Below are 12,578 nucleotides of genomic sequence, written 5' to 3' on the forward strand. Positions count from 1 at the left end.
GGGGTTCCGGATTGCGGATGCTGAGACCGGCGCCAAACGCCGGGTTTTCGATCAGTTTTCGGGAATGCGCCGCTTGCCCATCGAGGCGAGCCCGTCGCCCGCCATTTCGTCGGGCGTCAGCGGACGGCGCAAGTGGGCGCCGCCATCCACGTGGATGATCTCGCCCGTGATCGAAGGGGCATCGTTTGCCAGCCAGATGATCATACGGGCCAGTTCTTCGGTTTCCACGGCGCGCGTCAGCGGAATTTCCTTGAGGAAGCGGTCGAACATGCCGGCCTGTCGCCAGCGGCGCGCCTGCGGGCCTTCAAGCATACCCGCCTTGATCGCGTTCACGCGGATCCCGCGCGGAGCATATTCGAACGCGGCATAGCGGGTGAAGGTGTTGAGCGCGCCCTTGGCCGCAGCATAGGCGATGCTGCCCTGCAGCACGTCGGTGGAGACGATGCTGGAGAACAGCACGATCGACGCGCCGCTATTCATATGCCGCGCGCAGAAGCGCGCGAACTGGAACGGCCCGAAGAAATTGACCTGCATGGCTTCGTTCAGCTTGGCCATGCTGGTATCGTCGATCGTGCCGAACGAGCCGAGCCCGACAGCCGCCACAGCGATGTCGATTTGCCCCGTCCTGGCGGCGGCAGCCTCAACGAATGCCGCCACTTCCGCCTCGTCTGTCGCATCGCAGCGATGGGCGGTGCCGCCAATTTCTTCAGCCAATTCCTCGACTTTTTCGAGGCGGCGAGCGGCAACGTGAACGTCGGCGCCGGCAGCTGCCAGCACTTTCGCCACATTCCAGCCTGCACCGCCCCGTTGCGAGGCACCAAGGATCGCAACCACGCGTCCTTCAAGCGGCCTTGCGGTCATGCCGTGTCCTTTCGCGATCCGAAAAGCCTGCTCAGGCAGGTTGCTTCGCACGTTCGGGGCGGCGTACCGAGAGGCCCTCAGCTTCGCGGTCCCACGTGTGTTCGGTCACGCCTTCATCGCGAAGGCGATACTTGAGCACGCGGCCCAGCGGATTCTTTGGCAGCTGGCTGCGGAACTCGATAAAGCGCGGCACGGCGAAGTAGGGCAGGTTCTCGATCGACCACAGGCACAGTTCGCGCGGGCAGCACTCGATACCCTCGCGCGCCACGATCGTGACCTTGATCTCGTCTTCCCCGCTCTGTTCGCCCACGGCGTGGACGGCGGCCTCGGCCACCCACGGATGGCGCAGGAAGGTGGCCTCGACCTCGAAGCTGGAGATGTTCTCGCCGCGGCTGCGCAAGTAGTCCTTGGCGCGGTCGGCAAAATAGATCCAGCCGTTCTCATCCATGCGGCCAAGATCGCCCGTGTGCATCCACAGGTTCCGCCATACCGCAGCGGTGGCATCGGGGCGGTTCCAATAGCCCTCGAACATCACGTTGGGGAACTTGGGGCGGCAGACGATCTGGCCGACCGTGCCGGGGGGCACCGGACAATCGTTCTCGTCGAAAATGCACACCTCGAATTCATCTGCCGCGCGCCCGGCGCACAGCTCGGGCGGGTTGTCGGTGGGCAGCGCCATCGTCAGGCGGCTGTTCTCGGTCTGACCATAAGCCCACGATGATACGAGCTTCACGCCAAAGCGATCTTTCCAGATCTGGCGCACTTCGGGCGTGATCGGCACGCCCACGATCATCTTGAGCTGTCCCTTGCAGCGTTCCATCGCTTCGCTGTCCGGAGCCTTGGCGACAAGCGCGAAGATCGAGGCCATCAGCACCGCATGGGTGGCGCCCGACCGCTCGATGTCTCCCCAGAAATGCGAGAGCGAGAAACGTGGCCACAGGGCAACGCGGTGATAATTCGTCATCGCGCCCAGCACGGCGTTGATCGCGGCCGAATGGAACATCGGCAGCGGGCAGAACACCACGTCTTCCGGCAGCGGATCGAGCGCGCGAATTTGCTGGCGTCCCTGCATCGCCATGTAGTTGTGGCTGATCATGCAGCCCTTGGACGGCCCGGTCGTTCCCGAGGTGTAGAGCAGGCAGGCAAGATCCTGCGGTAGAACGGGGATCGGGATCGGGGTTTCATCGGTGCCGGCGTGGTCTTCGAACCGCTCGATGGTGAGCCTGGAGGAGGGCAGGTCGCCCTCGGTGCCGCGCGCCATGACGAGTTCGACATTGGGCAATTCGTCGGCAAGTTCCACCACGCGTTCAAGGTAGGGCGCATCGGTGATGACGATGCGCGCGCCAGTATCGCAGATCTGGTGGCGCAGGAATTCGTGGCGATAGGCAAGGTTGATCGGCACCCAGATCGCGCCAAGCTTCTGCACGCCGAACCAGATCGTGATGAGGTCCGTGTGGGTTTCGCAGATGGAGACGACCGTATCGCCCTGCCGCACGCCATGACGCGCCAGTTCATGGGCAAAGCGCGTGGCGCGACGATCGGCCTCGCGGAAGGTCAGCGTGTCTCCGCCCACATCGAGGAAGACCTTGTCGCCAGCGGTTGCGACGGCACGCTCCAGCATGTGGAGAACGGTATCGCGCGTTCCGGCCGAATACTGAGAGGCTTGGGGGCTGTTCATCATCCTGATCCCTTGTGCTTTCCTTGCAAGGCCAGTTTGCGAGCAAGAAAACTATTTCCATTCAGTTGGTTGTATTGTCCCCGGTAAGCCTCGCGGGCCGGCGCATGGGGTGTCAGATCGTCACGCAGATCTTGCCGAAGTGGCCGTGGGCCTCCTGGTGCCGGAAAGCCTCTGCAAGCTGCTCGAACGCGAAAGTCGACGAAACCACCGGCCGCATGCCGGAAGCTTCGATCGCACGGACCATGTCCTCCTGGTCCTTGCGGCTTCCCACGGTGATGGCCTGAAGGCGCAAGTTGCGGTTGAGCACGCCAAGCATCGGAAACTTGAGGGGGCTGCGGCTCAGCGCGCCGATCAATACGATGATGCCGCCAGTGCGCATGGCCGCGATGGACTGCGTAATGCCTTCGCCGCCGACGACTTCCAGCAATACGTCAACGCCGCGCCCGTTGGTCAGGCGCACGGCCTCGGCGCCCCAATCCGGCGTCTCGGCATAGTTGATGACATGCGTCGCACCCAGGGCGCGCAGCTTCTCGGCCTTGGCCTCGGACGACGTGGTGGCGATCACCTGTGCCCCGGCGGCGACGGCGAACTGAAGCGCGAAGATCGAGACGCCGCCCGTGCCTTCGACGAGCACGACATCGCCCGGCTTGATCTTTGCTTCCACCATGAGGGCGCGCCACGCGGTCAGGCCTGCACAGGGCAGGGTGGCGGCTTCCTCGAAACCGAGGTTGGCCGGTGCCAGCGTGAAGTCGCTGGCCGGACGAACGACGTATTCGGCGGCGAGGCCGTCGACCTGGTCGCCGCGCATCATGGCGACGCGTTCGGCGGTGACCGGACCATCCAGCCAGTTGGCGAAATACGTGCTGATCACCCGGTCGCCGGGCTTGAAGGCGCTGACGCCTTCGCCGACGGCCACGACTTCGCCCGCGCCGTCGGACATCGGGATGCGGCCCTTTTCCGCCGGAAACCAGCCCATGACCACGATGTAGTCATGAAAGTTGAGGGACGTGGCGCGTACCCGCACCAACACCTGTCCGGCTGCCACGGCAGGGGTTTCGCGCTCGACGATCGCAAGCTCATCCAGCCCGCGCTCTTCGGCGAGTTCATACTGACGCATCGTGACGGTTCCTCTCGAATACTGGTCTTGTCGCGCCAGACTTCGCGCTGCCGTAGGTAGAAAGTAGGCCCGACCGCAACCGCGACGGGTTACGGGGCGCCGCAATTCGGCTGTTGTCTGGCAGCAATGTGGCGCATGAGGGCACGATCATGGGGCCTCGCCTGTTGTCCGGGGCGCGCGCCAGATCGGCCCGCGCGCCAATACCGGCGCGAGCAGGTCGGTAAAATCAGGGGCGGCTTCGGGGTCGACAGGGCGCCGTTCCGGCCCGGTGTATCCCAGCAGCGCGCGCACATCGTCGAACAGGTAGTAACCACCCGCAATCGCAAGACAGAACCCCTGCCAGGTTTCGCTGTCGTGCGTGCGCAGTTCTTCCAGGGCGGCTCTGTGGTCCTTGCCGCGCGCAAAACGCACGGCAGCCAGTACGCGCGGCGCCAGATCGGCGCGCAGTTGCACCACGCGATCGAGCAATTCATCCGCAGCCCCTGCCGCCGATGCCGACGGCATGCCTTCGGCATCGGGGATAAGAATGTCGGCCAATGCGCGTATGACCGCGCGGTCATCTTCCTTGAACCAGTTCATGCGGCCACTTTCTGATCGCGGCGCGCGGCGATCAGGTGGCGGGCACCACGCGCGGCCAGCGCGCAGATCGTGGCCGTGGGGTTCACCCCGCCAGAGGTTACGAACAGGCTGCCGTCAAAGATATAGAGATTGGGCACGTCATGCGTACGGCCCCAGCGATCGGTGACCGAGGTGGCCGGATCGTTGCCCATGCGAGCGGTGCCCAGCATGTGGCCACCGCTGTTGGGCAGGACGGGGATGGACAGCGTTTCAACGGCGCCGGCTGCCACCAGCGATTCCCGCGCGCGTTCGATGTGCCAGTCGCGCAGGGCCCTGTCGTTCTCGCCCACGCGGAAATGCACTTTCACCGACGGCACGCCGTCGCAATCGGACAGTTCATCGTGCAGGGTTATGCGGTTTTCCGGATCGGGCAAGGTCTCGCCGCAGATCGCCCATGACAGCGAATGGCCCAGCCGGCGCATCTTCTGGTGAGCTGCTGCGCCCCACCCGCGCTCCAGCGAGGCGCGGCCCAGACCGGGATGGATCGACAGCGGACCGCCGCCGGTGGAAAGGCTCCACTTCGCGCCGCGCACGAACCCGCGCAAGCGGTCGGTTTCATAGAACTGCATGGAATAGATCGCGATGCCGCCGGGGCCGATCCAGCTTTCCAGCTGTTCGTCGAACACCCCCACGGCCACCGAGATCGGGTGCGGCATGAAGTTGCGTCCCACAAGGCCTGAAGAGTTGGCGAGGCCATCGGGAAAACGCGCCGATTTCGATAGCAGCAGCAAGCGCGCGGTGCCGATGCCATTGGCACACAAGATCACTACCCGGGCGCGCTGGTGGTGTTCCTCGCCCGAACGGTCGATCCAGATCGCGCCCGTGGCAAGGCCCGCGCTGTCCGTCGTGATTTCACGCACGCGGGCCCCGGTAATCAGGCGGGCGCCGCTGGCCGTGGCGTCGATCCAGTAAGCTTTGTCGGCAACCGCCTTGGCGCCTTCGGGGCATCCTTTGCTGCACACGCCAAGCCGCACGCAGGCGGCAAGGTGTCCGTGCGGTCGCGATGGAATGCCATTCGAACCCGGCCACCAGTGCCAGCCCAGCCGGTTCATCCCCTCGGCCGCTTTGCGCCCCGCCTTGCCGATGGGAAAAGGCGGCAACGGGTGGCGGTGCGGTGCGGGATAGGCCGGATCGCCCGACAGGCCCGATACGCCCATCGCCAGCTCGGCTTCCTCGTAGAAGGGTTCCAGCTCGGCGTAAGTGATGGGCCAATCGTCGGCCACGCCATCAAGGCTGCGCACGGCGAAATCCGAAGGGGTCAGGCGGTGCCAGTGCGCACCCCACAGCCAGGTGGAACCGCCCACGGCATTGTACATGGTTATGCCGACATCGGACTCGCTTTCGTCAATCGGATAGTCGGCCTCGCGCTCTCGTTGGTTGGGGCTCCAGTGCCAGCGCTGGCGCGCCATCAGCTCGCCCTCGGGCCGGCCGGTAGGCAGCCGGTCGGAACTTTCCCAGTCACCCTGTTCAAGGCACACGACGCTGAGGCCTGCGGCGACAAGATGTTTGGCCGCCATGCCGCCCGCCGGGCCTGCGCCCACGATGAGCACGTCGGCGATCGTGCCGTCAGGATCCTCTGCTCGATTCATGCCCTTGTGGCTAACCAACGCAATCATGCCGGAAAAGCGCCGAGAGTTGCATTGAGGGGCAATTGCAGGTGGCGGACATACATGTTGCACGGCGGGGCCAAACCTGGCGTCTAGCAGCATTCGAGCCAGTTGCGGCGGTTAGAGCAGGGGGCCTCGGCGGCGGCGGCCGGGGCGGACGGGGCATGAAAATGGCCGGGCTCCGAAATCGGACTTTTCTCTGCCTGCAATCCTCCGGGGGTGCCTTGCGCATGGCAGCCAACTGGCGAAAGCTGTGATCCACGAGGGCGGGCCTGACATCGTTCAATGGCCGGGCCGTTGCAAAAAGTTGTGACAAGAGGGGAAGGCTGGATGGAAACCGAAGCGATCAATCGCGCAGCGTGGCGCGCGCAAATCGTCGAGGCGGCGATCGAACCGGATTTGCCGATCATCGATTCCCATCACCACATCTGGCGCGACGCCCCGGTTGAGCCGTGGGAGGCCTATCCTGCGGCGGCGATGATCGCGGACAAAGTGAATTCGGCCCATAACGTCGTAGCCACGGTGTATGTCGATTCCCACTCTGCCTACCGTGTCGATGGCCCCGAGCATCTGCGCGTCGTGGGCGAAACCGAATACGCAGGTTCAGTGGGCGACGATTGCGATGCGCGCGGCGGTCGTGCGGTCGGGGGCTGCGCCGCAGTTGTCACGCATGCCAACCTTCTGATGGGCGCGGCGGTGGGCGAAGTGCTTGATGCGCATATCGCCGCGTCGTCGCGTTTTCGCGGCATCCGCCACATGACGGCGATAGATCCGGACCTGCCGCCGGTCTATGGTGCTACCGAATACGGTGTGATGATGCGGCCGGAATTCCGCGAAGGCTTTGCCGAGCTGGCGCGTCGCAACCTCAGCTTCGATGCCTGGATGTTCCATCCCCAGCTTCCCGAACTGCTCGACCTGGCTCGCGCCTTTCCCGAAGCGAACATCGTGCTGGACCACACCGGCGGCCCGATCGGCATCGGCCGTTTCGCGGGCAAGCGGGACGAGGCTTTTGCCGCGTGGAAGAAGGACATGTCCGCGATCGCCGCCTGTCCCAACGTGTCGGTCAAGGTCGGCGGCCTTAACATGACCTATACCGCGATGGACGCGATCGAAAATCCGCGCCCGAACACATCCGAAGAAGTGGCCTTGTTGCAGCGGGATCATTTTCTGACCACGATTGACCTGTTCGGCCCGGACCGTTGCATGGTGGAAAGCAATTTCCCGGTAGACATGCGCTCGATCTCGTATGACGTCCTGTGGAACAGCGTTAAGCGCATGACTGCCGACCTGACGCGCAGCGATCGCGAGCATATCTTCGCGGGCACCGCCCGGCGCGTTTATCGCCTTCCGTAATGGCGAGGGAAACTTTTCACGTCGAAGGTTCGTTCTCGGACGAGGAGAAGGCCGAAGCCGACTCTTTCGTGACGCGGCTGATTTATGGCGGCTCCAGCGAGGTGTCTGCCGTCGGGCCGAGTTTTGCCGTGCATCTGGAACAGGTCGCCTCGCGGCCTTTCCCGTGCTTTTCCTCGCAGGTGCGGACCAATTACGTCTGGCGCCGCAGTTCTGCCGATGTCCGTAAGGACGGCTCGGATTTCTGCGTGATCCGGCTCATCCGCTCCGGCACCACCCGCATCACGCAAATGGGGCGCACGCTGGAGTTCCATGCGGGTGATATCATCGTCACCCGTTCGAACATGCCGATTTTCTCGGAAATCTTGCCGGACGGCGACGGCGGCGTGGCCGATACGGCACTGTTGCTGGTGCCGAGCGCCACGCTCCAGAAATATCTGGAGGTGGACGCAATCGTTAATTGCCCCCTCCCGCGCGATACCCCGCATTACCGGGTGTTGGTGGACATGATCGAAATGCTTGCCCACCGGTCGTTCGATTTCGACGAGGAGACGGGAGACTTGCTGGCGACTGCGTTGTGCGTGGAAATGCGCAAGCTGTCGCAAGTGATGGTTGAAGGCGCGGACAGCCACATAAGCGTCCCCGAAGCGCGCTTGGTCGATATCCGCGCGCAGATCCGGGCGCATTTTTCGAATCCCTATCTCTCGCTCGAGATGATCGCTCGAAAATGCAACATATCTACGCGTTACGTTTCCTACATAATGTCAAAATATGGCACTTCGTTTTACGAAGAACTGAAGATGGAGCGGCTGAATACGGCACGAAATATTCTTAAATCCGATAAGAATAAGAATATGCCGATAAAGCAGGTGGCATTCTTTACGGGATTCAAGTCTACCTCGCACTTCAGCACGGCGTACAAGAAGACTTTTGGCATATCTCCCCATGAAGAACGCGCCCATTAAAAGGGGCGCGACTTTTCGATGTTCCAACATTTTGGATGAAAGCAGATGGCACAGCTAAAAGAGAAAGTCGCGCTCGTAGCGGGCGGCACGGGCGGCATTGGCGAAGCGATCGCCCGCAAGCTGGCCGAGGAAGGTGCGCGCGTTTATCTGGGTGGACGCAACCCCGGCAAGACGGCCACTGCCGCTGCCGCGCTGGGCGCGGTGCCGGTGCGGCTTGATGTGGGCAGTGCGGTCGACTGGAAGGCGGCCGTCGCGAGCATCGAGACGCAGGAGGGGCGCCTCGATGTTCTGGTCAATGCTCAGGGCGAAACGCTGCTTGCGCCTTTCGAGGAGGCGACGCTCGACCAGTTCCGGCAGATGATGGCCCTGAATGCGGAAAGCGTGTTCCTTGGCGCGCAGGCGGCCTTGCCGCTGATGCGCAAGTCGGGGCCGGGCAGCATCATCAACATCGGTTCGGTCATCCAGGCGCGGCCTAACAGCAGCCTGGCCGGCTATGGGGCGTCCAAGGCGGCCATGACCGCACTCAGCAAGTCGCTGGCGCTTCATTGTGCCGAGACGGGATCGGGCATTCGCGTCAACGTGATCCACCCGGCGGGCATCCTCACTCCGATGCTGGACCGTGCGATCCATGACATGGACGTACCTTATGATGAAGGTCGCGCCATGTGGGAGGCAACGCACCCGCTTGGCCGGTTCGGCACCCCCGAAGAGATCGCCAGTGCGGCGCTTTATTTCGCATCCGACCTGTCCGGCTTCACGACAGGAACCGAACTCTACGTGGATGGAGGCGCGGCCATCCGTTCATGAGGGCGGGCTGCTCCTGAACGCGATCGCGCGCTAGGAAAACGAGGAATTCATGGTGAAGTGTTATGATGTCATTGTCGCCGGATCGGGATCGGCCGGCATGGCGGCTGCAGTCCGGGCGCTGCACCTGGGGTTTTCGGTGCTGGTGCTGGAAAAGGAACAGCAGTGGGGCGGCACGTCTGCCGCTTCAGGCGGCGGCGTATGGATCCCCAACCACGGCATGAAGGCCGATGGTGACAGCCATGAGAAGGCGATGACCTACCTCAAGGCGGTCTCCAATGGTGCGGTACGCGAAGACCGCCTTGCCGCGTTTGTCGACAACGGATCAAAAATGGTCTCGTTTCTCGATGAAGTGGGCGTGCGCCTGCACGTGCTGGAAGGCTATCCGGATTACTTCCCCGACGCGCCGGGCGCGCATGCCGGGCGCGCGCTGTTCCCGTACGAAGTCGATGGCGCATCGGTGGGCGAAAGCGCCTACACGATGCGCGAGGCTCCGATACGCGGCAAGCTGTTCAACCGATATTCGTTCGGGCTGGACGAGGCTTTCGCACTCGCCACCAAGGCGCGCGGTTGGCGGGTGATCGTGGGCAAGATGCTTTGGCGCTACTGGTCGGATCTCGGCTGGCGCAAGAAGACCAGCCGGGACCGGCGCCTGACGATGGGTTCGGGCCTCATGGGGGCTCTGCGCCGCGCTTTCGATCGCATGGGCGGCGAAATGTGGATGGGCACCGGGCTTGTCGGCCTTCACGAAGAAGGCGGCCGTGTGACGGGCGTGGAAGTTGAACGCTATGGCCATCGCTTCCGCGTGGAGGCGCGCCACGGCGTGGTGATCGCCGCGGGCGGGTTCGAATGGAACCAGGAAATGCGCGACCGCTATTTCACGCTGCCCACGCCCGCGCATTGGGCGACCACGCCAGAGCGCGCCAATGACGGCAAGGCCACGCTGGCCGGTCAGGAAATCGGCGCCGATGTCGAATTCATGGAAACCGGCTGGTACATTCCCAGCATGATCATGCCCACCATCGGCGTGCCAAACACCGCGATGACGCACCAGATGTCGTTCGACCATGGCCGTCCGCATAGCGTATGCGTGAACCGGAATGGTGAGCGGTTCGTCAAGGAAACCATCGCTTACGACCAGTTTGGTCTGGCCATGATCGAGGACAACCGCAAGACCGGTTCGAGCTCTGTTATCTGGCACGTGTTCGACGACCAGTTCCGCGAAAAATATTCGTCGGGCGGCTTCATGCTGAAAGCACTGATGCCCGACAGCAAGGTGCCGGTCCACTGGTGGGATCACTTCATCTATCGTGCCGATACGCTGGGCGACCTAGCCGCCAAGATCGACGTGGACGGCGCTGCCCTGGTCAAGACGGTGGAGCGCATGAACGAATATGCACGCACCGGCATCGACAAGGAATTCGGCCGCGGTAGCGACGATTACGACCGTTTCTTCGCCGATCAGCGGGTGAAGCCCAACGGGTGCATCGGCACAATCGAGAAGGGTCCGTTCTATGCGGTGCCGATCGTGCTGGGCGATATGGGCACCAAGGGCGGCCTGAAGGCTGATGCCCAGGCGCGTGTGCTCAATACCAACGGCGTGCCCATCGGCGGTCTTTACGCCGCAGGCAATGCTTCGGGCGCCATCACGGGCAATTGCTATCCGGGGGCGGGCGGCACGATCGGTCCCGCCATGACCTTTGGCTTCATCGCGGCGAACACGATCGCCGCACTTGCCGCAAATTCACGCTGAATCATCATGTCACATCAAAAGGAAAGCCCAATGGCCATTACGTCTCATCCGTCGCCAAATGTCATGCTGGTGCTGCGCGCGATCAAGGTCGCCAGCGATCGTGAACTGGAAGGTTTCCGCGAAATCTGCGCGCCGTACGTGGTCGTGAACATGCCGTTCCACCCGGCCGGCATGAAGACCTTCCACGGCATCGACCAGATGATCCGCACGTTCAAGGCAGAGGAAACGTTCGCCACTTTCGCGCTGTGGGCCGAAAAGGTCTGGGAAGTGGGGGATACGGTGTTCGTCGAAGGCCGTTCGCACGGCACGAACAGCAACGATCTGCCCGATTACAACAACCACTACATGTTCGTGGTGCGTGTTGATAATGGCAAGATCGTGGAATGGAACGAGTTCTACAACCCGCTTGAAGCCATGAAGCAGGGTTATGGCCAGCCGCGCGAAAAGAAGGCAGCCAAGGCCTGATCCAGGGTTTCTGATCAAAAAAAAGGGGCGGAGAACCGGATTGGTTCTCCGCCCTTTTTGTTTGCCGCTTCTGCGCAGGTGTGGGGTCACACGCGGGCGAGGCGATCCTTGTATGTCTTGCCGCCGACCATCACCAGGTCAAGCGTCTCGAGCGGGCGGCGAAGGATGCCGATGTCAGCCAGCGGATCGCCATCGACCACGATCAGGTCGGCCAGGCGCCCCTTCTGGATAAGGCCGCCATCGTTGCCCAGACCCATCATCTTCGCGCCATTGCGCGTCGCCCAGGTGAGCACGTCCCGTGCCGCGATGTTGCAATCGTTGACATAGACTTCCAGCTCTTCGGCATAGTTGCCGTAGCCGTGCATCATGAATTCCAGGCCGAAATCGTCACCCGGCACAATGTTGATGCCGGCGGCATGGATGCGCGGCAGCATCTCGCGCAGGTTCTCGAAGGAACGCACGACGGGTTGGAGCTGCGTTGAACGCGCCAGATCGCCTTCGCCGCTAGGCATCAGCTTCTTGAGGAACAGCATGCTGGGCACATAGTGCGTCCCATGCTTGACCATGGCCTCGATCACTTCATCGTCCATGCCATCGCCATGGTCGACGATGTCCATGCCCAGTTCGACCGCTTCCAGCATATGCCGCTTGGTGGTGACATGGCCGCGCACGATGGCGCCGTGGTCGTGCGCGGTCTCGATGACGGTTGCCAGTTCGTCGCGGGTCATGCTGCGCATGTCCTCGGGATAATCGATGCCGTGGCCACCGCTGGGGAAGATCTTGATGACTTCCACCTTCCGGCGCAGTTGGTGGCGCACTGCCTTGCGCATTCCTTCCACACCATCGGCATAAAGCTCTTGTCCGATAATCTGCATCCCGTCTTCGCGCGGCGGAGCGGGGAGCCAGAACGAATTGGGCTCGTTCTCGTTGCCGGAAGAATTGATGTGCAGCCCGGAGGGGCGGATGCGCGGGCCCGGGATGCGTCCGTCGGCAATCGCCATTTTCATGGCCACGTCATTGTCGAAGCTGCATGCCGCGCCGACGACATTGGTGACACCCGACTGGATCGCGTAGTTCAGGTTTTCCACGCAGACGGCGGCCAGATAGGAGGGCGGGCTTTGCGTGCCGAGATACAGCTTACCCACGTCGGCCAGTCGCAACCCGCCGTAATCGGGATGCCAGTGACCCTGGGTCATGCCGGGCATCAAGGTCTTGCCACCAAGATCGACGTGCTCGCCTTCGGCGCCACGCAAGGCTTCGCTGTCCGGCGCGACCTCGACAATGCGTTCGCCTTCGACGGCGACGGTCATTCCATTTTTTGCTTCGTTTTCGCCATCAAAGAGGCGTGCGTTGTGGAAGA

Annotated in this window: 11 protein-coding genes; 5 read left to right on the forward strand and 6 right to left on the reverse strand. The window is 62.9% G+C overall.

Annotated elements, in window-relative coordinates:
- Nucleotides 1-51 precede the first annotated feature (51 nt).
- The 5 genes from OLX02_RS18805 to OLX02_RS18825 form a co-directional block, all read right to left on the reverse strand.
- Nucleotides 52-861, reverse strand: coding sequence for an SDR family NAD(P)-dependent oxidoreductase (locus OLX02_RS18805; protein WP_264425339.1), 810 nt, complete (start codon nucleotides 859-861; stop codon nucleotides 52-54).
- A gap of 31 nt (nucleotides 862-892) precedes the next feature.
- Nucleotides 893-2,539, reverse strand: coding sequence for an AMP-binding protein (locus OLX02_RS18810; protein ID WP_264425341.1), 1,647 nt, complete (start codon nucleotides 2,537-2,539; stop codon nucleotides 893-895).
- 112 nt (nucleotides 2,540-2,651) lie between these two features.
- Complete coding sequence (locus OLX02_RS18815) at nucleotides 2,652-3,656, reverse strand: zinc-dependent alcohol dehydrogenase family protein (RefSeq protein ID WP_264425343.1); 1,005 nt, start codon at nucleotides 3,654-3,656, stop codon at nucleotides 2,652-2,654.
- A gap of 147 nt (nucleotides 3,657-3,803) precedes the next feature.
- Nucleotides 3,804-4,235, reverse strand: coding sequence for a hypothetical protein (locus OLX02_RS18820; RefSeq protein ID WP_264425344.1), 432 nt, complete (start codon nucleotides 4,233-4,235; stop codon nucleotides 3,804-3,806).
- Nucleotides 4,232-5,863, reverse strand: coding sequence for a GMC family oxidoreductase (locus tag OLX02_RS18825; RefSeq protein ID WP_264425347.1), 1,632 nt, complete (start codon nucleotides 5,861-5,863; stop codon nucleotides 4,232-4,234). The genes OLX02_RS18820 and OLX02_RS18825 overlap by 4 nt, the downstream gene beginning before the upstream one ends.
- A 303-nt stretch (nucleotides 5,864-6,166) precedes the next feature.
- Here OLX02_RS18825 and OLX02_RS18830 point away from each other — a divergent pair, with 303 nt between their 5' ends.
- The 5 genes from OLX02_RS18830 to OLX02_RS18850 are packed head-to-tail and all read left to right on the forward strand — an operon-like array spanning nucleotide 6,167 to nucleotide 11,218.
- The gene (locus OLX02_RS18830; RefSeq protein ID WP_264425349.1) at nucleotides 6,167-7,234 is read left to right on the forward strand and encodes an amidohydrolase family protein; all 1,068 of its coding nucleotides are present in this window, start codon (nucleotides 6,167-6,169) and stop codon (nucleotides 7,232-7,234) included.
- Entirely contained in the window at nucleotides 7,234-8,196 is a 963-nt protein-coding gene (locus tag OLX02_RS18835; protein ID WP_264425350.1) for a helix-turn-helix domain-containing protein, read from the forward strand. Before OLX02_RS18830 ends, OLX02_RS18835 begins: the two co-directional genes overlap by 1 nt.
- Nucleotides 8,197-8,241: 45 nt before the next feature.
- The gene (locus OLX02_RS18840) at nucleotides 8,242-9,003 is read left to right on the forward strand and encodes an SDR family NAD(P)-dependent oxidoreductase (RefSeq protein WP_264425352.1); all 762 of its coding nucleotides are present in this window, start codon (nucleotides 8,242-8,244) and stop codon (nucleotides 9,001-9,003) included.
- Between the two features lie 49 nt (nucleotides 9,004-9,052).
- Nucleotides 9,053-10,753 carry an FAD-dependent oxidoreductase gene (locus tag OLX02_RS18845; protein WP_264425353.1) on the forward strand — a complete coding sequence of 567 codons (1,701 nt, stop codon included), beginning with the start codon at nucleotides 9,053-9,055 and terminating at the stop codon, nucleotides 10,751-10,753.
- A gap of 30 nt (nucleotides 10,754-10,783) precedes the next feature.
- Nucleotides 10,784-11,218 (forward strand): nuclear transport factor 2 family protein, encoded by a 435-nt coding sequence (locus OLX02_RS18850; protein ID WP_264425355.1) that lies wholly within the window; start codon nucleotides 10,784-10,786, stop codon nucleotides 11,216-11,218.
- Between the two features lie 86 nt (nucleotides 11,219-11,304).
- On the opposite strand, the gene OLX02_RS18855 is transcribed toward OLX02_RS18850, so the two are convergent.
- Nucleotides 11,305-12,528: an amidohydrolase family protein gene (locus tag OLX02_RS18855; protein WP_264425357.1), complete on the reverse strand. Its 1,224-nt coding sequence runs from the start codon at nucleotides 12,526-12,528 to the stop codon at nucleotides 11,305-11,307.
- Nucleotides 12,529-12,578: the final 50 nt, after the last annotated feature.

Origin of the sequence: Novosphingobium sp. KCTC 2891 (genome assembly GCF_025938155.1) — a bacterium.
In the GTDB taxonomy this organism is placed as follows: Bacteria; Pseudomonadota; Alphaproteobacteria; order Sphingomonadales; family Sphingomonadaceae; genus Novosphingobium.

Excerpts from the sequence above, each read along its gene's own strand:
- OLX02_RS18810 (WP_264425341.1), bottom strand. The coding sequence starts at position 2,539 with ATGAACAGCCCCCAAGCCTCTCAGTATTCGGCCGGAACGCGCGATACC.
- OLX02_RS18830 (WP_264425349.1), top strand. The coding sequence starts at position 6,167 with ATGGCCGGGCCGTTGCAAAAAGTTGTGACAAGAGGGGAAGGCTGGATG.
- OLX02_RS18855 (WP_264425357.1), bottom strand. The coding sequence starts at position 12,528 with ATGACCGTCGCCGTCGAAGGCGAACGCATTGTCGAGGTCGCGCCGGAC.
- OLX02_RS18825 (WP_264425347.1), bottom strand. The coding sequence starts at position 5,863 with ATGAATCGAGCAGAGGATCCTGACGGCACGATCGCCGACGTGCTCATC.
- OLX02_RS18815 (WP_264425343.1), bottom strand. The coding sequence starts at position 3,656 with ATGCGTCAGTATGAACTCGCCGAAGAGCGCGGGCTGGATGAGCTTGCG.
- OLX02_RS18820 (WP_264425344.1), bottom strand. The coding sequence starts at position 4,235 with ATGAACTGGTTCAAGGAAGATGACCGCGCGGTCATACGCGCATTGGCC.
- OLX02_RS18805 (WP_264425339.1), bottom strand. The coding sequence starts at position 861 with ATGACCGCAAGGCCGCTTGAAGGACGCGTGGTTGCGATCCTTGGTGCC.
- OLX02_RS18845 (WP_264425353.1), top strand. The coding sequence starts at position 9,053 with ATGGTGAAGTGTTATGATGTCATTGTCGCCGGATCGGGATCGGCCGGC.
- OLX02_RS18850 (WP_264425355.1), top strand. The coding sequence starts at position 10,784 with ATGGCCATTACGTCTCATCCGTCGCCAAATGTCATGCTGGTGCTGCGC.
- OLX02_RS18835 (WP_264425350.1), top strand. The coding sequence starts at position 7,234 with ATGGCGAGGGAAACTTTTCACGTCGAAGGTTCGTTCTCGGACGAGGAG.
- OLX02_RS18840 (WP_264425352.1), top strand. The coding sequence starts at position 8,242 with ATGGCACAGCTAAAAGAGAAAGTCGCGCTCGTAGCGGGCGGCACGGGC.